This window comes from Martelella limonii (genome assembly GCF_013344475.1).
Lineage (GTDB): Bacteria > Pseudomonadota > Alphaproteobacteria > Rhizobiales > Rhizobiaceae > Martelella > Martelella limonii.
Window position 1 is genome coordinate 113,285 of record NZ_JABUOU010000010.1, and the last position, 24,120, is coordinate 137,404.

General features: G+C 62.3%; 21 protein-coding genes. 11 read left to right on the top strand and 10 right to left on the bottom strand.

Annotation, left to right across the window (positions count from 1 at the left end):
- Positions 1-9 precede the first annotated feature (9 nt).
- The 3 genes from zwf to HPQ62_RS18060 form a co-directional block, all read right to left on the bottom strand.
- On the bottom strand, positions 10-1,482 hold the full coding sequence (gene zwf / locus HPQ62_RS18050; RefSeq protein ID WP_174803977.1) for a glucose-6-phosphate dehydrogenase: 1,473 nt from the start codon (positions 1,480-1,482) through the stop codon (positions 10-12).
- Between the two features lie 125 nt (positions 1,483-1,607).
- The gene (locus HPQ62_RS18055) at positions 1,608-2,897 is read right to left on the bottom strand and encodes an NAD(P)/FAD-dependent oxidoreductase (protein WP_174803978.1); all 1,290 of its coding nucleotides are present in this window, start codon (positions 2,895-2,897) and stop codon (positions 1,608-1,610) included.
- A gap of 33 nt (positions 2,898-2,930) precedes the next feature.
- On the bottom strand, positions 2,931-4,367 hold the full coding sequence (locus HPQ62_RS18060; protein ID WP_425312649.1) for a glutamine synthetase family protein: 1,437 nt from the start codon (positions 4,365-4,367) through the stop codon (positions 2,931-2,933).
- A gap of 126 nt (positions 4,368-4,493) precedes the next feature.
- Here HPQ62_RS18060 and HPQ62_RS18065 point away from each other — a divergent pair, with 126 nt between their 5' ends.
- Together HPQ62_RS18065 and HPQ62_RS18070 are read left to right on the top strand one after the other, a co-directional pair.
- Positions 4,494-5,672, top strand: a complete 1,179-nt coding sequence (locus tag HPQ62_RS18065; protein WP_174803980.1) for a BaiN/RdsA family NAD(P)/FAD-dependent oxidoreductase — start codon at positions 4,494-4,496, stop codon at positions 5,670-5,672.
- 234 nt (positions 5,673-5,906) lie between these two features.
- A complete protein-coding gene (locus HPQ62_RS18070; RefSeq protein ID WP_174803981.1) occupies positions 5,907-6,782 on the top strand; it encodes a LysR family transcriptional regulator in 876 nt (291 codons plus the stop codon).
- A gap of 45 nt (positions 6,783-6,827) precedes the next feature.
- Here the strand turns inward: HPQ62_RS18070 and HPQ62_RS18075 are convergent, their stop codons facing one another.
- Positions 6,828-8,648, bottom strand: coding sequence for an AsmA family protein (locus HPQ62_RS18075; RefSeq protein ID WP_174803982.1), 1,821 nt, complete (start codon positions 8,646-8,648; stop codon positions 6,828-6,830).
- 706 nt (positions 8,649-9,354) lie between these two features.
- Between HPQ62_RS18075 and rpsU the strand changes: the two genes are divergently transcribed.
- The 4 genes from rpsU (at position 9,355) to HPQ62_RS18095 (ending at position 12,710) form a co-directional block, all read left to right on the top strand.
- A complete protein-coding gene (rpsU, locus tag HPQ62_RS18080; RefSeq protein WP_174804031.1) occupies positions 9,355-9,579 on the top strand; it encodes a 30S ribosomal protein S21 in 225 nt (74 codons plus the stop codon).
- Between the two features lie 35 nt (positions 9,580-9,614).
- Positions 9,615-9,821 carry a hypothetical protein gene (locus HPQ62_RS18085; protein ID WP_174803983.1) on the top strand — a complete coding sequence of 69 codons (207 nt, stop codon included), beginning with the start codon at positions 9,615-9,617 and terminating at the stop codon, positions 9,819-9,821.
- Positions 9,822-10,022: 201 nt separating this feature from the next.
- Positions 10,023-11,045: an LLM class flavin-dependent oxidoreductase gene (locus HPQ62_RS18090; protein ID WP_174803984.1), complete on the top strand. Its 1,023-nt coding sequence runs from the start codon at positions 10,023-10,025 to the stop codon at positions 11,043-11,045.
- 243 nt (positions 11,046-11,288) lie between these two features.
- Positions 11,289-12,710 (top strand): amino acid carrier protein, encoded by a 1,422-nt coding sequence (locus tag HPQ62_RS18095; protein WP_174803985.1) that lies wholly within the window; start codon positions 11,289-11,291, stop codon positions 12,708-12,710.
- Positions 12,711-12,827: 117 nt separating this feature from the next.
- Here HPQ62_RS18095 and HPQ62_RS18100 read toward each other — a convergent pair whose 3' ends face one another.
- Positions 12,828-14,138: a hypothetical protein gene (locus tag HPQ62_RS18100; protein WP_174803986.1), complete on the bottom strand. Its 1,311-nt coding sequence runs from the start codon at positions 14,136-14,138 to the stop codon at positions 12,828-12,830.
- Between the two features lie 409 nt (positions 14,139-14,547).
- Positions 14,548-15,189: a histidine phosphotransferase ChpT gene (gene chpT, locus HPQ62_RS18105; protein WP_174803987.1), complete on the bottom strand. Its 642-nt coding sequence runs from the start codon at positions 15,187-15,189 to the stop codon at positions 14,548-14,550.
- A 236-nt stretch (positions 15,190-15,425) separates the two neighbouring features.
- On the opposite strand from chpT, the gene HPQ62_RS18110 reads away from it, so the two are divergent.
- Positions 15,426-16,022, top strand: a complete 597-nt coding sequence (locus HPQ62_RS18110; RefSeq protein ID WP_174803988.1) for a DUF1134 domain-containing protein — start codon at positions 15,426-15,428, stop codon at positions 16,020-16,022.
- A gap of 11 nt (positions 16,023-16,033) precedes the next feature.
- A complete protein-coding gene (locus HPQ62_RS18115) occupies positions 16,034-16,291 on the top strand; it encodes a hypothetical protein (protein ID WP_174803989.1) in 258 nt (85 codons plus the stop codon).
- Positions 16,292-16,389: 98 nt separating this feature from the next.
- Here the strand turns inward: HPQ62_RS18115 and HPQ62_RS18120 are convergent, their stop codons facing one another.
- Together HPQ62_RS18120 and HPQ62_RS18125 are read right to left on the bottom strand one after the other, a co-directional pair.
- On the bottom strand, positions 16,390-17,226 hold the full coding sequence (locus HPQ62_RS18120; protein ID WP_174803990.1) for a TrmH family RNA methyltransferase: 837 nt from the start codon (positions 17,224-17,226) through the stop codon (positions 16,390-16,392).
- Positions 17,204-17,593, bottom strand: coding sequence for a hypothetical protein (locus HPQ62_RS18125; protein WP_174803991.1), 390 nt, complete (start codon positions 17,591-17,593; stop codon positions 17,204-17,206). The genes HPQ62_RS18120 and HPQ62_RS18125 overlap by 23 nt, the downstream gene beginning before the upstream one ends.
- 61 nt (positions 17,594-17,654) lie before the next feature.
- On the opposite strand from HPQ62_RS18125, the gene HPQ62_RS18130 reads away from it, so the two are divergent.
- Both HPQ62_RS18130 and rpoH read left to right on the top strand, forming a co-directional pair.
- Positions 17,655-18,680 (top strand): RluA family pseudouridine synthase, encoded by a 1,026-nt coding sequence (locus HPQ62_RS18130; protein WP_174803992.1) that lies wholly within the window; start codon positions 17,655-17,657, stop codon positions 18,678-18,680.
- Between the two features lie 175 nt (positions 18,681-18,855).
- The gene (rpoH, locus tag HPQ62_RS18135; protein ID WP_174803993.1) at positions 18,856-19,767 is read left to right on the top strand and encodes an RNA polymerase sigma factor RpoH; all 912 of its coding nucleotides are present in this window, start codon (positions 18,856-18,858) and stop codon (positions 19,765-19,767) included.
- 77 nt (positions 19,768-19,844) lie between these two features.
- On the opposite strand, the gene HPQ62_RS18140 is transcribed toward rpoH, so the two are convergent.
- Positions 19,845-21,647, bottom strand: coding sequence for a hypothetical protein (locus HPQ62_RS18140; RefSeq protein WP_174803994.1), 1,803 nt, complete (start codon positions 21,645-21,647; stop codon positions 19,845-19,847).
- 51 nt (positions 21,648-21,698) lie between these two features.
- Positions 21,699-22,997, bottom strand: a complete 1,299-nt coding sequence (locus tag HPQ62_RS18145; RefSeq protein WP_174803995.1) for an adenylosuccinate synthase — start codon at positions 22,995-22,997, stop codon at positions 21,699-21,701.
- Between the two features lie 183 nt (positions 22,998-23,180).
- Between HPQ62_RS18145 and HPQ62_RS18150 the strand changes: the two genes are divergently transcribed.
- Positions 23,181-24,071, top strand: coding sequence for an EamA family transporter (locus HPQ62_RS18150; protein ID WP_174804032.1), 891 nt, complete (start codon positions 23,181-23,183; stop codon positions 24,069-24,071).
- Positions 24,072-24,120 lie beyond the last annotated feature (49 nt).

Here is a 24,120-nt window from a genome sequence, read left to right on the forward strand (position 1 = left end):
CATCCACCTCTACAGCGGCTCGTGCCAGGTGCGGCCGTCACGCTCGATCAGCGCGATTGCCTTGGACGGGCCCCAGGTGCCGGCGGTGTAGCCGTGGACGGGCTGGTTGGTGGATTCCCATGCCTTCAGGATCGGGTCGCACCAGCGCCATGCCGCCTCGACCTCGTCGCGGCGCATGAACAGCGTCTGGTTGGCGCGCACCACGTCGAGCAGCAGGCGCTCATAGGCGTCCGGATTGCGCACGTCGAAGGCCTGGGCGAAGCTCATGTCGAGCGCCACCTGGCGCAGGCGCATGCCGCCGGGACCAGGATCCTTGATCATCAGCCACTGCTTCACGCCCTCATCGGGCTGCAGGCGCAGGACCAGCTGGTTCGCCGCGATCCGGCCGGTGCCCTCGCCGAAGATCGAGTGCGGAATTTCCTTGAAGGTGATGACGATTTCCGAAAGCCGTGTCGCCAGCCGCTTGCCAGTGCGGATGTAGAACGGCACGCCCGCCCAGCGCCAGTTTTCGATTTCGGCCTTGATCGCCACAAAGGTCTCGGTGTCGGATTCGCCGCCGAGTTCTTCGAGATAGCCCTTCACCGCGCCGCCCCTGGAGGCGCCGGCGCGGTACTGGCCGCGCACCGTCACGGCATTCGCGTTCTCTTCGGTGATCGGCTTCAGCGAGCGCAGGACCTTGAGCTTCTCGTCGCGCACCGCCTCTGCTTCCATCGAGTTCGGCGTTTCCATCGCCACCATGCAGAGCACGTTGAGGATGTGGTTCTGTACCATGTCGCGCAGCGCGCCGGACTTGTCGTAATAGCCCGCGCGGCCTTCAAGGCCGACCTCTTCGCCGACCGTGATCTGCACGTGGTCGATGTGATTGGCGTTCCAGAGCGGGGCATAGAGCGCATTGGCAAAGCGCAGCGCCATCAGGTTCTGCACCGTTTCCTTGCCGAGGTAATGGTCGATGCGGAAGACCTGCTCCTCGCGGAAGGTCTTGGCGATCATGGTGTTGAGTTCGAGCGCGGACTCGAGGTCGCGTCCGAGCGGCTTTTCAACCACGATCCGGGTCTGCTTGGTGATCAGCTTGTGGTCGCGGATGCCATCGCAGATCGGGCCGAAGATCGAGGGCGCAACAGCCATGTAGAAGGCGCGGACCCGTTCCTTGCCTTCCTCCAGCATCTTTTTCAGCTGATCCCAGCCCTTGTTGCTGGTCGCGTCGACGGGCACGTATTCGATGCGAGCGAGGAACTTGGCGACCTCGTCCTTGTCGTATTCGCCTTCCTTCAGATGTTCCTTCAGCGCCTTCTGGGCGTGGCTGCGAAACTGCTCGCTCGTCAGTTCGGAGCGCGAGGCGCCGATGATGCGCGTCGGATCCGTGAACTGGCCGGAAATCTGGCGGTGGTAAAGCGCCGGCAGAAGCTTGCGCTCCGTCAGGTCCCCGGTTGCGCCAAAAACAACATAGTCGAAGGGTTCGACCGGAATCATCTGACTGCTCATGGTCAGTCCTCTCAATCGTCAGCGGGTTGGCGGTGTTTTATCAAATCGATTTAAAAATGCCAGTCCGATTTCAAAAAAAAGCGGATGAAGGCGGGAGGTGGATCGGCATGTTACGCAACAGCATACTAGAACAGGTCCTTGAGTGCGAACCAGGTGAGCGCCAGAAACGCCAGCGGCTTGCGCAGCGGTTGGCCGCCAGGGAATGCGGGAATTTCGAGGTCGCGGTAAAGCCCGAGATCGGCGGAACGCCCGGCGATCTCGTCGGCATAGAGCTTGCCGCAATAATTCGACAGCATGACGCCATGGCCCGAGAATCCGCCGATCGACGTGACGCCCGGCATGATGTCGTGAACGAGCGGCCGGCGCGGCATGGTGATGCCGACCGACCCGCCCCAGGCATGGGTGATGTCGATATCGGCAAGCTGCGGATAGACCTGGGCAATCTGGCGGTGGAGGTGCTTGGTGATGTTTTTCGGATCATCGGCGGAATAGACCTCGCGGCCGCCGAACAGCAGTTCCCCCGTCGGCGCCTTGCGAAAATAGCGCACCACGAAGCGGCTGTCATCGACCGATTCGCCGCCCGGCAGGATCTTTGCCGCCTTGGGCAGCGGCGTGGTCGCCGCGATGAACGAACGGATCGACATGATCTTCGCCGCCGTCTTCGGCTCCAGATGTTCCTCGATATAGCCGTTGCAGGCAATCAGCGCGCGGTCGGCGGTGATATTGCCGCGCTCGGTTTCGACGACCACCTTGCCCTCGGTGCGGTCGATGTTCACGGCCTTTGTCAATTCGAACAGGCGCGCGCCCGCCTTGTCGGCGGCCGTCGCTGTGCCGACGAGCAGCTTCAAGGGGTGGATATGGCCGGTGCCGATGTCGCGGATGCCGCAGTGGTAGTGCGTTGAGCCGAGGCGTTCTGCGGTTTCCTCCCGGCTCATGAAGGAGAGGTGCGGATAGTCGTAGCGATCGGCGAGCACCTCCACGTGGTTGCGGTAGGTGTAATCCAGTCCCCGCTTGTGGGTGACGGAAAGCTGGCCCGGCTTGAAGTCGATATTGATCTTGTTAGCCCGGGCAAAATCCAGGAGATGCGACTTGGCATCTTCCGCCATGCGGAAGAACGCCGCCGAGCGTGCCTTGCCGAGCTTGTGTTCCATGTCCTCCGGCCACCAGTGCTGGCCGGTGCCGAGCTGCCCGCCATTGCGGCCCGAGGCACCATCGCCGAAGCGGGCGGCGTCAATCAGCACCACGTCGACGCCGTCCGCTGCAAGCTGGTAGGCGGCTTGCAGCCCGGTGAACCCGCCGCCGACCACCACGACATCGGCCGTTGTCGACCCGTCAAGCTGGGGGTAGGTCGGTCGTTCAGAAAGTGTCGCCTGATACCAGGACATGCCCGGGGCGATCGGGCTTTGCCATTCCATGCGCCTTAATTCTCCGTGATCACGAGGCCGCCATTATACATGAAGCAGCAGGAATTCCCGTTCCCACGGGCTGATGACTTGCATGAAGGTTTCGAACTCTCCGCGCTTGATGCCGGCATAAAGGTCGATGAACTCGTGCGAAAGCACCGGGTGCAATGCCGTTTCCGCTTCCATCAGCGCAAGCGCCTCGAGAAGCCCGCGCGGCAGGTCGACAATGCCTTCATTGGCGGTGTCGGCTGTCGGCGCCGAAGGATCGGTCATGTTCTCGATGCCGAGATATCCGCAGGCAAGCGAGGCGGCAAGCGCGAGATAGGGATTGGCGTCCGAACTTGGCAGCCGGTTCTCGACGCGCCGCGAATCGGGGTCCGAGACCGGAATGCGGAAGGCGGTGGTGCGGTTGTCATAGCCCCAGGCGGTGTTGACCGGGCAGGCCATGTCGGGCGTCAGCCGGCGATAGGAGTTCACATAGGGGGCCATCATCACCAGCGTGGCGGGCACGTATTTCTGCATGCCGCCGATGAAGTGGAAGAATTCCGGCGATGGCTCGCCATTGTCCAGCGTGAACACGTTGCGCCCGGTCTCGATGTCGATCAGCGACTGGTGGATGTGCATCGCCGAGCCCGGCTGGCCCTGCATCGGCTTCGCCATGAAGGTGGCGAAGGTGCCGTGCTTGGTTGCGGCTTCGCGGATGGTGCGCTTGAAATAGAACACCTGGTCGGCAAGCTCGAGCGGATCGCCATGGCGCAGGTTGATTTCGAGCTGCGCCGGGCCTTCCTCGTGGATCAGCGTATCGATCTCCAGGTCCTGCGCCTCGCAGAAGTGGTAGATGTCGTCGATCAGCTCGTCGAATTCGTTGATGCCGGCAATCGAATAGGCCTGACCGGCGACGATCGGCCTTCCGGACCGGCCGACCGGCGGCGTCAGCGGCAGATCGGGGTCGTCGTTCTTGGCAACCAGATAGAATTCGATCTCGGGCGCGACCACCGGCCGCCAGCCCTTCTTCTCATAGAGCTCGATCACCCGCTTCAGCACGTTGCGCGGCGTATAGGGCACTTCCTCGCCATCGGAACCGACGACGTCGCAGATCACCTGCGCGGTCGGATCGGCTTCCCATGGAACCGTTGTCAGCGTTGACAGATCCGGCACGAGCTTCAGATCGTTGTCGCGCGGCTCATAGCGGAAGCTGCCGCTTTCATCCGGATAATCGCCCGAAATCGTGTGCCGGTAGAGCGCCGAGGGCAGGGCCAGCGAGGTGTTGGAGGTGAATTTCGAGGTCGGCATCATCTTGCCGCGCGGCACGCCTGCAAGATCGGGCGTGATGCATTCGATATCCTCGATCCCGCGCGCCTTCAGCCAGCGGGCGGCCTCCTTCCAGTCGGAAACGCCCCGCGCCGAGGCGGGGGAGGAGAGGACGCTTGGCTTCTTTGCGCGTTTCAATCGGCTGCTGTGAGACTTGGATGCGGACTTCATGGTCATTTTTTTGGATGGCATTTCTTTGGCCGGGTATCTTTCGGGTTTTCTATATCATAACCACCGCAGAGACATTGGCGAGGGGGCAAGACGTGTTTTCTCGGCCAAATCCGCGTTGGAGGGTTCATGAAGGACTATGATGTCATAATCGTGGGTGCTGGTGCGGCCGGGCTGATGTGTGCCGCGCGCGCCGGAAAGCGCGGGCGCCGCGTGCTTCTCGTCGACCATGCGGCAAAGCCCGGCGAGAAAATCCGTATCTCCGGCGGCGGACGCTGCAACTTCACCAATATCCATGCGGGCCCGCGCAATTATATCAGCGAAAATCCGCATTTCGCCAAATCGGCGCTGGCGCGCTACCGGCCGCAGGATTTCATCGATCTCGTCGATCGCCATGGCATCGCCTGGCACGAGAAGACGCTCGGCCAGCTGTTCTGCGACGGCTCGGCGCGCGAGATCATCGCGATGCTGCTCCGGGAATGCGAGGAAGGCGGGGTCACGATCGCGCTTTCGACCTCGGTCTTGGATATCGCACGCACCGGCGACCGGTTCACGCTGAGGCTCAATGATGTGCCTGCCTCAGCAGAAGCCCTTGTGGTTGCGTCGGGCGGCAAGTCGATCCCGAAAATGGGGGCGACCGGCCTTGCCTATGAGATTGCTGCCATGTTCGGCGTGCCGATGGTCGAGACCCGTCCGGCGCTGGTGCCCTTCACGCTCGATCCTGTGTTGCAGGAGGCCTTGCAGCCGCTGTCGGGCATTGGCGTCGACAGCGAAGTTCGCTGCGGCAAGACCGCGTTTCGCGAGGCGATGCTGATCACCCATCGCGGCCTTTCCGGCCCTGCCATCCTGCAGATTTCGTCTTACTGGAAGCCCGGCGGCGAGATCGCCGTCAGGATGCTGCCGGATGTCGCGCTCGAGGATGAGCTCATCAAGGCAAAGCGGGAAAATGGCAGGCAGTCGGCCCAGACCGCGCTCGCGCAGCACCTGCCGAAACGGCTCGCGCAATTCCTTGCCGAGCGGCACGGGCCGCAAGGCGCGCTTGCCGATGCCAGCGACAAGGCGCTCAGGCGGCTTGCGGAAGCGGTTCAGGACTGGCGGATCAAGCCCAACGGCACGGAAGGCTACCGCACGGCCGAGGTCACCCTTGGCGGCATCGATACCCGTGCGCTGTCCTCGGCCACGATGGAGACGCGGTCTGTTCCGGGGCTTTATTTCATCGGCGAATGCGTCGATGTCACCGGCTGGCTCGGCGGCTACAATTTTCAGTGGGCCTGGGCCTCCGGCGTTGCTGCGGGCGATGCCGTCTGAGCGCTTTTACGGCCCTCAGCAGCCATGCAGCAAGCGCGTAACACGGTCGCGGAAGCGGTCTCGCAAAAGCGCGGTAATAGTCGTCCTCGGTGAGTCTGCGTTGCTCAAAAAACGCCTGGAAGGCACGATGGCGGTGTTCATGCATGGTGATGTCTCCCTGGTCGAAGCCATCCCCGTTATTAAGAGCGAAAATTACCGTTTGATACCGCCGCAAACGCACGCTATTTTTCATTTATGAAAAATGCTCCATGGTCGCTCTATCAACTGTTTCTGCTTGTCGTTCGACACGGCGGCCTCTCGGGTGCGGCGGATGAAAGCGGACTGAGCCCGGCTACGGTCGGCCGCCATATGCTCGATCTCGAAAAGCGGTTGGGGCGCGCCCTGTTCCGGCGCAGTCAGCGCGGCTATCGGCTGACCCAGGACGGAGAGAAGCTGTTTGCCATGCTGAGGGAGGCAGAAGGCAGTCTGCGCCGCGTTGCGGACTGGCAGGGCGAAGCATCAGCGCCGACCCTGGTGCGGCTGGCGATCGGCACATGGAATGCCTTTTTGATTAGTCAGCATATCAACGATATCCAGCCGCCCGGGGATCGTGTGCGCCTGCAATTCGTTGTCGGCGAGCAACGCGCAAGCCTTGCCCATCGCGAAAACCATATCGGCATTCGTTCATTCCGGCCGGAGGAGACCAATCTTGCCGCCCGGCGCCTCTGCGCCGTGGCCTATGCGCCGTTTGGAGCGAAAAATGCCCCCGCATCTCAATTGGAGCGATGGGTGGCCGTTAGCCAGGACGAGGCGGTTTCAGACTATCTGCGCTATCCGCACAGACAACGCGCTAGGGCGATCGCCATAACCGCCAGCCGTCCCCGTTCGATGCTCGATCTTGTCGAGGCCGGAGCGGGGATTGCCGTGCTGCCCTGCTTCATCGGAGATACCAATCAGAGGCTTGAGCGCGCTGGCGCCATCATCGACGAACTCACGCATGAGCAATGGCTGGTGCTCCACGATGATGACCGCCATCAGCGCGAGATCAGAAAGATAGCGGATCGGCTGGCGCGGTTCATGAAGGCCCGCCAGCAGCTTTACGCGGGAAAACGTTCGGAAGCGGACCTGTGAAACGCCATTCCAGTCGGGCCGGAGATGAGGATCTTGACGCCTGCCTCACTCGTCGGCGGCAGGCGGCGTCGCCTCGCTGACCCGTGCAAAGGCCGCCAGCGCATTGCCGTCGATATCAAGCGCGATCGGCGCACCATCGCCGGATGTGGGAACGGCCGTCAGATGCGCGGAGAGCTTTCCGGTATCGGTGTCGATCCGGCCATTGATGGTGATCTCTTCGTTTTCGGCCTCGATGGTGACGCCGTCAAGCGTCAGTTCCGCGCCGTTCAATGTGCCGCGTCCCTTGATCGCGCGAAATGCATAAGGCGATTGTTTGAGCGGCGAAAAGGCGAAGGAGCGGCTGTTTCGGGCGGTCTCCAGGATTGATGCGAGGTCCAGCCAGTTCAGCGTTCCCGCCTGTGCCGAAAACCGGAAGCTGCCGGTGAGCCCGTCCTTGCCGTCGCGCGCGAAGGGGAGCGCTGCGGCATAGTTCAGCTCGAGGCTCAGTGCATCGCTTTCGAGTGGCACGGCGACGCCCAACTGGCGGAACAGCGGGGCGGACTTTACCGCCTCGGCATTCAGCCGAACGTCGGCGCTGTCATCGTTGCGCACGGAGATGTGGGCGAACAGCGATCCGGTGTCGAGCTTGCTGTCGGCGATATCGAAGCTTGTCTGCTCATCGGTGCGGATCACGCTCGCCGCGACGTCGGAAAGGGTGATGTCGGAAAGGCGCACGGTGCCCGCCGAGATCCTGAGGTCGAGATCGGAGAGCGCGTAGCGTTCATCATCGTCCGACCGGTCCATCATCGTGTCGATCCAGCCGGGCAGCGATGATTCGGCATCGAAAAGCGCAATATCGCTGAACGCCATGGTGGCGGTCACGCGCGAAGGCCCGTCTTCGGCCTGGGGCACGATATCGAGAACGCCGCTTCCCTTGGCATCGCCGAATGCAAGGTCGATGGGGGAGAAGCGGAGCGCGTTGCCGCTGCGCGATACCTGCCCCTTGAGCGAGGCCCGCTCGACGCTTCCGAGCAGCCGGGTTTCGACGCCAAGCGCGGCCAGGAGCTTCTGGAGATCGCTCGTCGACAACGAGAATGTGCCGTCAAGGAAATAGGGTTCGCGCCCCGAGGCCGTGCCCTGATAGCTGACCGTATTGGCGGAATTGGTGATGCTCAGTTCAACCTTCGAGGACTGGCCCGCAAGCACGGCTGCGGGCTTTGCAGCCCAGACCGAAACCGTGGTCGGCTCGCCGGCAAATTCGGCAGAGCCGCTGAACTCGGCCGCCCCGTCCAGTCTTGCCCATTCGAAATCGCCGTTGACGGCCTTGATGATCCAGGGTTCTTCTTCGCCGGCGATCGCGATCGTGCTGTTTGCAAGCGTCAACGCGCCGGGTCCCTTGCCGTTCAGGACATCGACATGGCCGTCGCGTGCCGATGCGATCGCCTTGGCCATGGGGTTTGCGGCGGTCGCACCCTCGGCATCCTCGAAGATCAGAACCGCATTGTCGAGCGCCAGGTTGGAAAAGGAAGGGTGTCCGGTGAGCGCGCCGTAAAGGCTGATATCGGCGGTGAGTGTTCCGGCATTGCCGTAGACCAGAAGTCCGCCGCCCCCCGGACGGGGAACCGCTGCGCCATGGGTGATGAGCCTTGGGCGCGGCCAGTAGGAAATGTCCGCCTGCCCGGTGATCGATGCCGGCGCGCCCAGCCAGCCGCTCAGTTCCTCTTCGAAGGCGCTGCTCATTGCGCCGGGCGAAATCACCGAGGGCACCAGATGATAGGCACCGACCGCAAGCAGGATGCCGCCGGCGAGCCCGTAGCGCACGAGCGGGCTGCGACGCAGCCGTGGTGTGCGGCCGGACGTTCTGCCGGTGGTAAAGGGATTTTTCATAAGGTCAGGCCTGTCTGTGCACGCTCCTCAACCGGCGATAGCCGAAAATGCGCAGCGGCACAATGTTTCGACCGCACTTGCTTGCGACATTGGGGATCGCGGGCGAGCGGCGGCGGCAGGAAAGGCCGGGCGCGATCCCTGCTGCAGCGCCGGTGCGACAAGGACTTTCACCCGTCATCGGCAATTTTGGGAGCGCCGGGCCGGGGCCCGCTCCTTGGCTATTTTCGAGCCTGGTGTTGTAATCGCCGCCAAGACGGCCTATATCTCGTCCATCGACGATTGCTTGTGATGCCTTCGGCCATACGCCGACCGATTTCCTCTCAAAATCGATATTCTCGTGCCGCAGAGGATGAAAGCAAGCGGTCCGCGCCCGTTTTTCGGGTTCGCGTCTTCCTCACTCATGGCTTTTGCCGCTGATTGGAAGATTTGCACATAACCGCTCTTTTAGAAGAGCGCGGCCGACGATCTTATTTCGGCTTGATCTTATTGCCCGGTTGACCACGGATGTACTGGCAGCCACACCGGCATTGGTGTTTTTCACCTTATTTCAAGCTGTTCAAGAATTGTCATTCATTGTCGCTGACCACGGATGTACTGGCAGCGGCTGAGAAGAGGTCGGGTCATTCCCGGCCTTTTTGTTTTCGCTTCACCGGTTGCTGGATTTTTGCAGCCGGTGGCGAAAGTAAGCAACAACAAGGAGGTTTTCTTGCAGGTACTGGTAAGAGATAACAATGTCGATCAGGCGCTGCGCGTGCTGAAGAAGAAAATGCAGCGCGAGGGCATCTTCCGCGAGATGCGGGCGCGCCGTTCTTACGAGAAGCCTTCGGAAAAACGCAATCGCGAAGCGGGTGAAGCCGTGCGGCGCCTGCGCAAGCTCAAGAGAAAGCAGCTCCAGCGCGAGGGCCTTCTGCCGTCTCGCGGAAAGCGCTGATCGCGAAGAATTTCGATCACGGCCACGAGGTGGATATGACTGAGACAACGGAATTGAAGCCCGGCCGCGTGTCGGCCAGCGACAAGCTGGCGACGACTGACAAGGTGGCCCGCTCCATCATTGCTGAAGAGGCCTCTCTGAAGCAGAAGAAGACCGAGCGCCTGCGCCGCCTGCGTGAAGAGCGCGAGGCAGAGGCCGAAGAAAAGCCCGCTGCCAAGAAGGCTTCCGGCAAAAAGAAGTGAGGCCAAGGCCTTTAGACGATCACGACGGCTCGCAGCGATGCGGGCCGTTTTTGTATCGGCGGCCGGAGACGCAGTGTTCATGGTAACACCCATTGCGAACGCCTGAAAGGATGGGCATCTTCCCGGCAACAGTGCCGTATCCGGCTTGCGCGCGGAACGGCCAATCACATGGGCATCGAAGATGCCGGAGGTACGCATAAAATGAAGAAGATAGGATTTCTTTCCTTTGGTCACTGGACGCCGTCGCAGCAGTCGGCCACACGTTCGGCCGCCGATGTGCTTTCACAATCGATCGATCTGGCGGTTGCTGCCGAGGAACTGGGCGCCGACGGCGCTTATTTCCGCGTCCATCACTTTGCCCGCCAGCTGGCCTCGCCGTTTCCGCTTCTCGCCGCCATCGGCGCGAAGACGAAGAAGATCGAGATCGGGACCGGCGTCATCGACATGCGCTACGAGAACCCGTTCTACATGGTAGAAGATGCCGGCAGCGCCGATCTGATTTCCGGCGGCAGGCTGCAGCTCGGCATTTCCCGCGGCTCGCCCGAGCAGGTGGTCGAAGGCTACCGCTATTTTGGCCATGAGCCCGCCGAAGGCGAGGATGATGCCGCCATGGCGCGCCGTCATACGGAAGTGTTTCTGGAGCAGCTGGAAGGCCGTGGCTTTGCCGAACCCAATCCGCGCCCGATGTTTCCGAACCCGCCCGGCCTGTTGCGGCTTGAGCCGCACGCGGAAGGGCTCAGAAAGCGCATCTGGTGGGGCTCCGCGACCAATGCAACGGCCGAATGGGCCGCAGGGCTCGGCATGAACCTGCAGAGCTCGACGCTGAAATTCGACGAGACCGGCGAGCCGCTGCACAAGCAGCAGGCCGACCAGATCCGGACATTCCGCGCGGCCTGGAAGAAGGCCGGCCATGATTTCGAGCCGCGCGTTTCCGTCAGCCGCTCGATCTTTGCCCTGACAAACGATCTGGACCGGGCCTATTTCGGCCGCAGCGGCGGCGGGCAGGACCAGATCGGCTATCTCGACGAGAAAACCCGCGCCGTATTCGGCCGCTCCTATGCCGCAGAGCCCGACAGGCTGATCGAGCAGCTGAAGGGCGATGAGGCGATCGCGGAAGCCGACACGCTGCTCTTGACCGTTCCGAACCAGCTCGGCGTCGATTACAACGCCCATGTCATCGAAGCGATCCTGAAGCACGTTGCGCCCGGACTTGGCTGGCGTTGACCATGGATTGCGGGCGGCGCGCGCATGCACGCGCCGCCCTGTTTTTCCGCACCCCTGCAGAACCTGCTTGCCCCTCCGTGCATTCGCGCCTACCTTCCCCTTAAGCAAAGCAAAAACAACGGGCTTCGGCGCGTGTGGGTGGGGACCCAGGAGCATAGTTGCGTCGTGAATACTGCGCGGTCCGGTGAGGTCCGCCGGACATGATGCGGTCTTGCGCTTTGTGCACAAACAGGGGGACTTGCAGTGCAGTTTTTGGATACACTCTTCAATTATATCAATGATCTGACATGGGGCTGGGCGCTGGTTCCGTTCCTTGTCGTTCTCGGCGTGTTCTTCACGATCGCCAGCGGTTTCGTCCAGTTCCGCTTCTTCAAGCGCATGTTCGGCGTGTTGTGGGGCGATGAGGATGGCGATCCGAGCAAGATCAGCGCGCGCGAAGCGCTGTTCGTCTCCGTCGGCGGCCGCGTCGGCGGCGGCAATATCGCGGGCGTCGCGGTTGCCATCACCGCCGGCGGCCCGGGTGCCGTGTTCTGGATGTGGGCGATCGCGCTGGTCGGCATGTGCTCCGGCCTTGTCGAGGCCACGCTTGCCCAGCTCTACAAGCGCACCGAGCCCAATGGCGACTATCGCGGTGGCCCCGCCCGCGCCATCATCCACGGACTTGGCACGAATTATCGCTGGCTCGCCGTCATCTACTCTGTCTGCCTGATCGCAGCCTTCGCCATCGGCTTCAACGCCTTCCAGGGCAATACGGTGGCGGGTGCCGCCGCCGACAGTCTCGGCATTCCGCGCTACATCACCGGCGTCGTGCTGGCGGCGGCCACGGGCTTCATCGTCTTCGGCGGCATCCATCGCATCGCCAAGGTCTCCGATGTGATCATCCCGATCATGGCCTTCGGCTATATCGCCATGGCGCTGGTGATCATCCTGCTCAACATCACCGCCCTTCCGGCCGTGCTGTGGGATATCGTCGCCAATGCGCTCGGCTTCCGTGAGGCGGTTGCCGGCGGCATCGGCGCCGCAGTGTCGAACGGTCTGAGGCGCGGTCTGTTCTCCAACGAGGCCGGTCTCGGCTCGGCTCCGAACGTTGCCGCCACCGCCTATGTCCGCCACCCCGTGAGCCAGGGAATCACACAGAGCTTCTCGGTGTTCATCGACACCATCATCATCTGCTCCTGCACCGCCTTCGTCATTCTTCTTGGCGATGTCTACCAGCCGGGCCAGGAGGGTGTCGACGGCGTGATCCTGACGCAGCAGAGCGTTGTCGACCACCTTGGCAGCTGGGCGCAATATTATCTGACGGCGGCCATCTTCCTGTTCTCGTTCTCGTCGATCATCTACAATTACTATCTCGGCGAAAACGCGCTGGACTTCATGACCAACAAGAAGAGCGCGCTGCAGATCCTCAGGATCATCATCATCGCGATCGTCTTCATCGGCGCGGTGGCGCCCGGTGCCACATCGGTCTTCAACTTCTCCGACCCGATGATGGGCATTCTGGCCGTCGTCAACCTTCTGGCGCTGACCATGCTGTTCCCGACCGCGCTGCGCCTGATCAACGACTACCGCAACCAGCTTTCGTCCGGCATCAGGCGGCCGCTGTTCGATCCGAAGAAGTTCCCGGATCTCGACACCGACCCGACCGCCTGGCCGGACGCGAAGTAAGGCGCGAAGTAAGACGCGAAGGAACAGGGGCAACCGTAGCCTTCGGTTATCGGATGCAGTCTCGAACGCCAACCGCCGGGCTTTGTGTCCGGCGGTTTTTTCATGACCGGCGGTGCTTTAGCCGGATGAGCCGGTCAAATCGGCGGTTTCTTCGCTCAACGGTGCGCAAAGCAGATTGAGGCGACTTTTCAGCATGTCGATCTTGAAGCGGGCGGCGGCGAGCTCCGATTTCGCCTTTTCAAGCTCCACCGCGGCCAAGCACTGCTGGTCTGGCGCGGCGTCGCCATTCTTGGCTTCGGCACGCGCAAGAGAAGAGCGGGCGGCGGCAAGGTCGCTGTCTGCGGCGGCGATGCTGAGCTTCAATGTATCGAAATCATTCATGAAGGCGCGGCGGTTGTCCTGCGCGGAAAGAATGGTTTCCATGAGCGTCAACCGGGCATTCTGCGTCAGACGAAGAGCATCGCCCTCATCGATCAACGGCAGCACGTAGGAAACCAGGAACTGCAGGTTCAGGCCGCCCGCCTGCGTCATGAAGCTTGGGATCGAGGTCTTGAGTTTGGTAAAACGCGATTGGCGTGCAAGACCGAGCTGTGCATCTGCGGCGGCGACCAGAAGGTCTTCCAGCCGTTTTTTCCCCGACGATGCAAAGCAGGCTTCCGCGTTCGCGGTCGGCAGGGAACGGTAGTCCGGCAGCGCGGCGAGCATGGACCCTGCCGGCTCCACCTCATAACCGCCCTCTGCAAGCCCTGCGAGACCCAGAAGCGTGTCGCGCTTCGCGTTCAGCGATCGCACGACCGCCTTCTCCTCCCGGCGGACAGCGGCGATCTGGTCCCTCATGGCCGCAAGCTCACGCTCGCTCCTCCTTTCGCCCGGATCAACCTTTTCTTCGGCATCGATACGGCATTGCAGGCCCTTCGCCCTCAGCGCCACCGACTGTCTGCGAAAATCGACTTTGGTATAAGCATCGTAGGCGCTCAGAAGGTTGGACATGGCCGTCTTCTGCGCAATCTGATACTGGACGGGGATCAGCCTGCCTGCAACGTCCACCGTCGAATGGTCGAGCTTCAGCAGAGCCTTGGATATATCCCAGTTCACCCCGAGCACGACATTGGAGACGCTCGCGAGATTGGCAAGATCATCGCCGGTATAGGTGCTGCTCCGTCGCGCCTCGGCGCTGAAGCGCGGGAGCCGCTCCGATTTAACCTGATCGAGCGCCAGCATGGCGCGTGCACGGCTGATGCGCGCGCGCATGAAATCCTTGCCGCGGCTTTCCGCGCTTGCAAGCAGTTGAGGCGGGCCGATGGCGCCTGCGTTCCCGGTTGCGATCGGCGGAGGCGGCGCGCTCAGTTCCTGCTCGAGAAGATCGATACGCGACGTCGTATCCTGCAATTGCGGGGATGCGCAGCCCGCAAGCGTGAGCGCAGCCATCAGCGCGAAGGCTTGCGCCGCGCCCGGCGGTCGAAGACGCGATGACGGCGCGCACTGCCTCCATATCAGATTCAGGATGGAGGTGGGTTGTGCAGCCGCGAACGCGGGTTCAGCGCAAGCAGGGTGACTTGAAGCGCGTTCAGTCTGCGTCGAAACGGTCATTGTGTTTTCGCCTCGCAAGCCATGCATGGCGTCGCTCTCCATCAAAACTGACGGGAAAATAGCGGATGCGGCATTCTCCAAAACGGACTGCTTCGAAAACAGTCAGTTGAAAGTCCGCAGCGTCGGGAGCGCAACTCGTGAAGGCAAAGCTTGGCAAAAATGGGGAATCTTGCTGCAGCGCACGCGCATAAAAAAGCCTGACGGAAATCGTCCGTCAGGCGCGGTACGCAGACATGGGCTCAGCGTGTCAGGCTGAAGGCTTCGCCTCGAACACCACTTCGCCCTCATTGACGACGAATTCGACGGCCATGCCGGATTCCTCGGCGAGCAGCGCCGTGTAATAGGGCTGGACATTGTGCGACGTGATCGGGTCTTCCATGACGCCGCCATAGATGCGGGCAAATTCCGACGGCATCTGCACGTAATTGCCGCGGGTGCGGATGATGAAGGCGAAGATGTCGCCTGCGGCATCAAGACCCACATCGATGGTGCCGCCGCGCGGAATGGTGGACTGGGCGACGAGGAAGAGGTTGAGAAGCAGCTTCACCCGGTTCTTCGGCGCATTGATGCGCGGGCCGGCCCAGTTCAGTGTGACGCGCTTGCCGAGCGAGATCAGGTCGCGGGCTGCCGTTTCCGCCTCGCCGGTGTCGAGCGGCGTGTCGAGCGTGCCGGAGGCGCCGAAGGCGATCCGGGCGAATTTCAGATGGATGGTGGCCGAAAGCGTGCTCTGGCGGATGAGCTGCAGCGCGTCCTCATCCATCCCGCCCTCGTCGAGAAGCTCGAGCCCGTTGCCGGCCGCCCCGATCGGGTTGACGACATCATGACAGATGCGGCTTGCAAGAAGGGCCGCAAGATCTGCGCCGTTCAGGGTCAGGTTCGGGTTCTTCATCGCTTCGCACATCCTCAAGGCTTTGGCCTGTCACCGGCCGTCGCTGTCTTTTGCTGGTATCGCCGCAATCTTTCAAGCGATATTCGCATCACCGCAAAATCCTCGCATTTGGTAAATCCATTGTTAAGGGGTCTGGCCCACAATAGCGTCAGAGGCTTGCCGTCTGCCGGTATGTTGTTTCAAGGCAAATCGGGCATCGGCGCGCCAATACCGAAAGCAACAGGAATGGAACCGCCATGTTTGCCAGAAAAACCGCAAGGTCCGTGCCGGCACTTGTCTTCGCGCTCGTGATGACGGTGCTCTTTGCTGTTCCCGCAGCCGCACAGCAGCAGCCGCAAACCATGCAGAGCGGCACGTTTTCACCCGATGAGCTTGTGACCGCCGGCAATACCTTCTTCGGCGAGGCAAGCTCCGGTCTTGCGCAGACACTGCAGAATGCGTTCTCGAAATACGGCCTGCCGAACGGCTATATCCTCGGCGCGGAAGGCTCGGGCGCCTTCATCGCGGGGCTGACTTATGGCGAGGGCACGCTCAACACCAAGAATGTCGGCGCCCACAAGGTATTCTGGCAGGGCCCATCGCTCGGCATCGATTACGGCGGCGACGGGTCGCGGGTGATGATGCTGGTCTACAATCTGCCCTCGGTGCCCGATCTCTTTCACCGCTACGGCGGCGTTTCGGGATCGGCCTATATCGTTGCGGGCTTCTCGATGCAGGTTTACAAATACCGCAACGTCATTCTGGTGCCGGTCCGCTCCGGCGTCGGTGCGCGTCTCGGCGTCAATGTCGGCTATCTGAAGCTGACCCAGCGGCCGACCTGGAACCCCTTCTGACGGAGCGCCGTTTGGCCGATCTGAAGCGTGAAATCGAAAACCGCTATGCTGAGCTGTTGGGCCGCATCGATGCGGCGCATGGCTCGGACCGCGAGGATGAAGCCCTGCGCGATGCCTTTGCGGAGCTTGCGGCCATGATGATCGCCTACAGCCATCGCGAGGGTGCCGAGGAAGCGCTGGAGGCGGCGCTTTGCAGCGGCGGCGCCGGCAACGCTCACCGCGTGAGCCTTGCAGAACGCGCCCGCGCGCTGATCGACGAACGCCGTTAGCGCAATTCCAGGTGAAGTGGACACCGGTTCACCGTCCGGAATTGCGTAAAAACAAAGAGATAGAGCAATTTCGCGTTTCCGTGAAACGCGGATTTGCTCTAGCCGATCCGGCCCTTGGCAAGTGCCAACTGATAGAGCGCAATTGCCGCGGCATTGCCGACATTGAGGCTGTCGAGGCCGGGTGCCTGCGGGATCCGGATGGTCCTGAATGTCTCCATGATCTCCGCCGGCAGGCCTTCGCCCTCGGTGCCGAGCACCAGCGCGGTGCGGCCGCGCGGGCTGACGTGCTGAAGCGCCTCACTCCCTTGCGGGGAAAGCGCGATCACCTCGAACCCGGCCTGTGCAAGCGTGCTCAGAAGTGCTGCCCCGTCACCCTCGCGGGTCCACGGCATCTTCAAAACGGAGCCGACGGAGACGCGGATCGCCTTGCGATAGAGCGGATCGCAGCTGGTCGCGTCAAGGAAGATCGCGTCGGCGCCAAGGGCGGTGGCATTGCGGAAGATCGCGCCGGCATTGTCATGATTGGAAAGCCCGACACAGACGACGACGAGCGCGTCATCGGGGAGCGTTGCGGCGAGGTCGGCTGCACTGTGGGTCCCGGTGATCCGCCCGAGCGCCAGCACCCCGCGATGCATGTCGAAGCCGGTGATGGCGTTCATGACCTGGCTGTTGCAGGTGTAGACCGGCACATCGTCCGGATAGGCGGCGAGCACGTCTTCAATGCCTGCGAGCCGGTTTTCCAGCACCAGGATGCAATCGGCGGAAAAACGCTCTGCAGGCGCCTCGGCCAGCACCCTCAGCACCACCGTGCCTTCGGCGATGAAAAGCCCTTTGCGCCCGACCAGATCCTTCTCCCGTATCGCCCGAAAGGGGGCAATGCGCGGATCATCGGGATCGGTGATCGCGATCATCTCAGTCGAAGCGCAGTTCGACATCGGCGGCCATGCGGCCGGAATTGATGTCGAAGAGATAGAGCGTCTGCTCGCCGTTTTCCTTGGTGCCGTAGATCAGCGCCTGGCCATCGCCATAGCTCACGTCGGAGATCGTGAAACCGCGGGGCAGGTTCGCCGTCAGCGCGCGCGGCGCATCAGCGGGAACCACCGCGCCGCCGCGTTCGGCAACCGGCGCCTCGTCCGGGCGGCTCATCACCTTGTAGAGAATGGCGCCGAAAACCGCCATCAGCGAGATCATCATGATCAGCGCCGATATGATCTGCAGCCGCAGCATCCGCCGCCGCACCAGTTCGACAGCCGGGTCGAGCGGCTTGTCTTCTTCGTCGTCTTCAATGCGATGTTGCGACATTGTCCATTGCTCCGCAGGCCGGTTTCGCTTAACAAGCGCGGACCGCACTTGCAAAGTTAAGATGACAGACGACCCGTTTAAACAAAGCCAGCCCGATAGAAAAGACTTTCTCGTCCCCGAGGGTACGAAAGAACGTCTGGATGCCTTCATCGCGCACGAGATGGGCGACGGCGTGTCGCGCACCCGCGTCAAGGCGCTGATCACGGAGGGCGCTGTCTCGATTGGCGGAAAGCCGGTCGTGGAACCGAGCCGGAAGGTGAGGCCGGGCGAGGCGATCACGCTGGTCATGCCCGAACCCGAAGATGCCGAGCCGGATGGCGAGGATATACCGCTGGAGATCCTGCATGAGGACGACGATATCATCGTCATCAACAAGCAGGCGGGCCTCGTGGTTCATCCGGGCGCCGGCAACTGGACCGGGACGCTGGTCAACGCGCTGATCTTCCATTGCGGCGACACGCTTTCGGGCATTGGCGGCGTGCGCCGTCCGGGGATCGTTCATCGTCTCGACAAGGATACGACGGGCGTGATGGTGGTCGCCAAGAACGACGCCGCCCACCAATCCCTTGCCGCCCAGTTTGCCGATCACGGCCGCACCGGCCCGTTGCAGCGCGCCTACAAGGCGCTGATCTGGGGCCGGCCGAAAGTGCTGCAGGGCACGATCGACGCACCGCTTGGCCGCGCGCCAGACCGCATCCGCCGCGCCGTCAAATCCGCTGACAGTGCGGATGCAGATTTCGCGATCACCCATTACACCGTCTTGCGCCGTTTTGGCGAAAAGCCGGACGGCACGGCGCTTGCGAGCCTCGTGGGATGCAGGCTGGAAACCGGCCGCACCCATCAGATCCGCGTGCACATGGCCCATGTCGGCCATCCCCTGATCGGCGACAAGATGTATGGCGCCGGGTTCAAGACCAAGGCCAATCTTCTGGAAGAGGACGCGGCATCCGTGGTGCGCAGCTTCCCGCGTCAGGCGCTCCATGCGGCGCTGCTGGTGATCGAGCACCCGGCAACCGGCGAGGAAATGCGGTTCGAGGCGCCGCTGCCGGATGACATGGAAGCGCTTTGCGCGGCCTTCGAGGGCTGAGATTTCACAAACATTCCAGTAAATGGAGTGTTCACCCTTCAGATACCTTGAAAGCCCGGTCTGCCTTACTTAAATCGGGTTCTCCCTTCAGAAATCGACGGATCGGGTTGTGGGGCGATGCCCCGCGAGCGCCGTTGGATTTGAGAAGGATTGCAACACCAAGGGGGTGAAAGCATTGGCCAATACGCTTCCCAGCATTCGTGCCGGAGAAAACGGTCTCAACCGCTATCTCGAAGAAATCCGCAAATTCCCCATGCTCGAGCCGCAGCAGGAATATATGCTTGCCAAGCGGTATCAGGAACATGATGACCGGGGTGCCGCCCACAAGCTCGTCACCAGCCACCTGCGCCTCGTCGCCAAGATCGCGATGGGCTATCGCGGCTACGGCCTGCCGATCGGCGAGGTCGTGTCCGAAGGCAATGTCGGTCTGATGCAGGCCGTCAAGAAGTTCGATCCCGAACGCGGCTTCCGTCTGGCCACTTATGCGATGTGGTGGATCAAGGCGTCGATCCAGGAATATATTCTCCGGTCCTGGTCGCTCGTGAAGATGGGCACCACTGCCAATCAGAAGCGCCTGTTCTTCAACCTGCGCCGCCTGAAGGGCAAGATCCAGGCGATCGAGGATGGCGATCTGAAGCCGGAGCAGGTCACCGAAATCGCGACCAAGCTGAATGTCAGCGAAGAGGAAGTGATCTCGATGAACCGCCGCCTTGGCGGGGATGCGTCGCTCAACGCGCCGATCCGCGCAACGGAAGGCGAATCCGGTCAGTGGCAGGATTGGCTGGTCGACGACCATGACAGCCAGGAAGAGATGCTCGTCAACCAGGATGAGCTCGAAACCCGCCGCGACATGCTGTCGTCAGCCATGGACGTTCTGAACGACCGTGAAAAGCGGATCTTCGTTGCCCGAAGGCTTGCGGAAGACCCGGAAACGCTGGAATCGCTTTCCGGAGAATTCTCGATCTCGCGCGAACGCGTTCGCCAGATCGAGGTCCGCGCGTTCGAGAAGGTGCAGGACGCCGTGCAGAAGCAGGTCGCGGCAAATGCCAAGGCTGTCCGCGCCGTGCGCGAGGGCGCCGACGACTGATATGCACACTGATCGTCTGTAAAAGCAAAAGGCCGCGCCGGGAAACCGGTGCGGCCTTTCCTGATCGAGGCTTGCTGTCAGTTGTTGTTGTCGCCGATATCGCCGAGCGCCTGCCACTCCTGCACGGCCCGGTCGAAGATCGCCATGCCGGTGGTGCCCTTTTCAAGGGTCAGCAGTGCGCGGCGGCCGTTGCGGTAGGTCACCGGGATATCGATCCAGTTGCGCTCGGCAAGGAGCGCCATGTTCTGCCCGCGGGCCTGATCGAAATCATTGAGCGCCAGCATGTAGAGATCGTCGGTGATCTTGGCCGAGACCGCGATCAGCGGATCGCCGCGCGAGGCCTCGGTATTCTTCAGCGACATGCGCTGGACATTATCGACCGCGCCGCCCTGGAAATTGTCGCCAAGGGTAAACGAGATGTCGATCAGGTGGCTTGCCGGAAGCGAGGAATCATCGTTGCGGCGGAAGGTCACGACGCCGGAAAGCCCGGCATCCGGCACATTCATCACGCCCTCGATCACCGGTTCGGAGACAGCCGTGCCGTTGTTCTCCTGCTTCAGCTCCCAGGTCACCGTGCCCTGGAATGCCGAGGGAACGGTCTGGCCGAGCTGTTCCTCGTAAAGATACATCTTCTGGGCCGCGCCCACCGGCGGAGCCGGATCGGCGGTGTCCTGCCCGGCGCTTGCGGGTGCGGTGGAGCCCGCCGTCTGGCTTGCGACCGAACGGGCGGGGCCTACGTTTTCGCCGGCGGCAGGCAGGCCCTCATCGACCTCGGTGCCGTCCGGCAGAAGCCGCTGGGTAAACTGTTTTTCCGTGCCGCCTTCTTCGCTCTCGGGCGCGGTGGTTGCGGGCGCGCCTGCGGTTTCGGTGGCAGGCTCTGCGTCCGTTTCCGCGTCGGGCGGGGTCGCGGTGGTTTCGGCCGGTGTTTCCGTCTCTGTCACCGCGTCGCCGGGCGCCATCAGGCTGTCGCGGTTTTCATAGGCGAAATAGCCGCCAACGGCGATCACGGCGACAAGAACCACGGCTCCAACCGCAAGCGCGATCCGCTTGCCGCTTCCGGATTTTTCCTCTTCGAAGCCGTCATCGTCATCATGGCGGCCCGCGCCGGTCAGGCGGTCATCCTCGTCGAAACCGCGTTCGTCCGGCTCAAGTCCCAGGAGACTATCGACATGAGCCCAGTCCTTTTCGGAGACGGATCGGGAGCCTGCAGCAGCCGGCGGTTCATATCCGGGCGTTGCCGCAGGGGCTGCCTCAAACTGCCAGTCGTCGGCAGGGCGGGGCTCATCGTCCTCGTCGGATTCCACCACGACGGAGCCTGCTTCGCTTTCCTCGTCCTCGGGACGGTCGAAGGAGTAGCCCTGGTCCTCATCGGGATCAGGCATCGTCTCGAAGACGACCCTGTCGGGGCGGTTGACCGCCTCGAAGGTCGCGCCCTGCAGGAAACCCATGGAGCGCGGCTCGGCGGCCGGCTGCTCTTCGGGCTCCGCCGTAACATCGTCGTAAGGCTCGTCTTCGGCATAGTCCGGCGCGGTCGGAGCCGGGGCGGGGTCTTCGTAATCTTCCGCAGGCGCCTCGGCTTCATGCACGGGCTGGTCATCGACAGCCGGTTCGTCGTCATGGAACGTGGCTTGCGGAAACACGTCCTCTTCCGGCTCGTCGGCGGGCATGGCGACGGTGAAATCGCTTTCAACCTCGGCGATGGCGGCGTCGATCTTGTCGATCTGGCGCTTGATCATCGCTTCCGGCGGCGGCGGGTTCATGTTTTCCATCTGCCGGATCACAGCAGAGCGCGCCTTGTCGTAGACGCGCGCGCGCAATTCCGGAGACTGTTCGGGAAGTCCCTCGACTGCGCGCCTGATAACTGCCGTAAAATCCGCCATGAATCACCCCTATTGTGCGGGACATTTCCGCAACAATACTATGTTTTTTGCTTAGTCTTCAAACGGATCGGTCACAAGAATGGTGTCGTCGCGTTCAGGACTTGTGGATAGAAGCGCCACGGGTGCGCCGATCAGCTCTTCAACCTGACGTACGTATTTGATCGCCTGGGCCGGCAGGTCCGCCCATTTGCGGGCGCCGACGGTCGATTCCTTCCAGCCTTCCAGCGTCACATAGATCGGCTTGACGCGGGCCTGTGCGCCCTGGCTTGCCGGCAGCGCCTCGATCCGCTCTCCGTCAAGCTCGTAAGCGACGCAGATCTTCAGTTCGTCGAGGCCGTCGAGCACGTCGAGCTTGGTGAGTGCGATGCCGGTGATGCCGTTGGTGGCAACAGCCTGGCGCACCAGAACGGCGTCGAACCAGCCGCAGCGGCGCTTGCGGCCGGTAACGGTGCCGAATTCATGGCCGCGCTCGCCGAGGAAATTGCCGACCTCGTCGTTGAGCTCGGTCGGAAACGGGCCTTCGCCGACGCGGGTGGTATAGGCCTTGGTGATGCCGAGTATGTAGCCGAGCGAGCCCGGGCCCATGCCGGAACCGGCAGCGGCCTGGCCTGCCACCGTGTTGGACGAGGTGACGAAGGGATAGGTGCCGTGGTCGATGTCGAGCAGCGTGCCCTGAGCGCCTTCGAACAGGATGCGGGCGCCGGCGCGGCGCTTCTTGTCGAGCAGCAGCCACACGGTTTCGCGGTAGGGCAGGACCTTGTCGGCAACCGAGGTGAGCTCTTCCATGATCGTTTCGTGGGCGATCTCGGGCGCGCCGAAGCCGCGCCGCAGCGCATTGTGATGGGTCAGCAGCCGGTCGACCTTGGCGGGCAGGGTCTCGATATTGGCAAGGTCCATCAGCCGGATCGCGCGGCGGCCGACCTTGTCTTCATAGGCAGGGCCGATGCCGCGGCGCGTGGTGCCGATCTTGGTGCCAGAATTGGAAGCCGCATCCTCGCGCATGCCGTCAAGCTCGCGGTGGAGCGACAGGATCAGCGTGGCATTGTCGGCAATGCGCAGGTTTTCGGGAGAGATCTTGACGCCCTGCGCCTCAAGCCTTCCGATCTCCGCGATCAGCGCATGCGGGTCGACGACGACGCCGTTGCCGATGACGGCAAGCTTGCCTTCGCGCACGACGCCGGAGGGTAGCAGCGAGAGCTTGTAGCTGACGCCGTCGATCACCAGCGTGTGGCCGGCATTGTGCCCGCCCTGGTAACGCACGACGATATCGGCGCGCTCGGAGAGCCAGTCAACGATCTTGCCCTTGCCCTCGTCGCCCCATTGCGAACCGACCACTACTACGTTTGTCATTGCACCTACCCGGAATGTCTTAGTCACGGTTAAACCGCAGCATCTATAACCATGTAGCTTTCATAATGCGATCCCCCACCCCCTCAGTTCAGAAATTTTCTCGTGACAGCGGCATGGAGGACGGATTATTCCGTCCATACCTCGAATAGATTGGCGAATGACATGAAATCAGGCGCGCACGCCATCGAATGGCAGGCCTATCTGCTTCTCACCATCACGGCATTGCTTTGGGGCGGAAACATGACAGCGGGCAAGCTTGCCGTCGGCCATGTCTCCCCTATGGTGCTGAACTTTCTGCGCTGGACCATGGCGGCGATCGTGCTTTCACTGTTCTCTGCGCCGCAGCTGCGAAAGGACTGGCCGGTGGTCAGGCGCAACTGGCCGGCCATCCTCGCCTTCGGCGCGGTCGGCTATACCGGCTATAACGCCTTCATCTATTCGGGCCTGAAGCTGACATCGGCGATCAACGTCTCGATGATCCAGGCGATCCTGCCGTTCTGCATCCTCGCCATCAACTTCGCCCTGTTTCGCACCCGCTCGACGATCATGCAGATGTCCGGCTTCTTGCTGACGCTCGCAGGTGTCGCCACCGTCGTCTCCCAGGGCGAGCTGCGCAAAGTCCTGCATCTCGACCTCAATCTCGGCGATCTGCTCGCCCTTGCCGCAGCGCTCTGCTATTCCGGCTACACCGTCGCGCTGCGGTGGAAGCCGCCGCTCGACTGGCGGGTGATGGTCATCTCGTTCTGCGGCGGTGCGGTGGTCGCTTCGGTGCCGCTCATGCTCCTGGAGATGTCGGCGGGCGCCGCAATCTTTCCCCATGACGCGATCGGCTTTGGCGTGGTGATCTATGCCGGCCTGTTTCCCTCCCTGATTTCACAGGCCTTCTTCATCCGCGGCGTCGATGTGATCGGAGCCAACCGGGCCGGCATCTTCATCAACCTGATCCCGGTCTTCGGCACGATCATTGCCGTACTGGTGCTGGGCGAGGAGCTTGCGGGTTTTCACGCCATTGCCCTCGTGCTCGTCATCAGCGGGATTGCGCTTGCCCAGAGGGGCAAACCGAAGACGGCCTGAGACTGTGCGCAAAAAGAGAGCAGCCGGAACGCAAAACGATGCTTTTGCC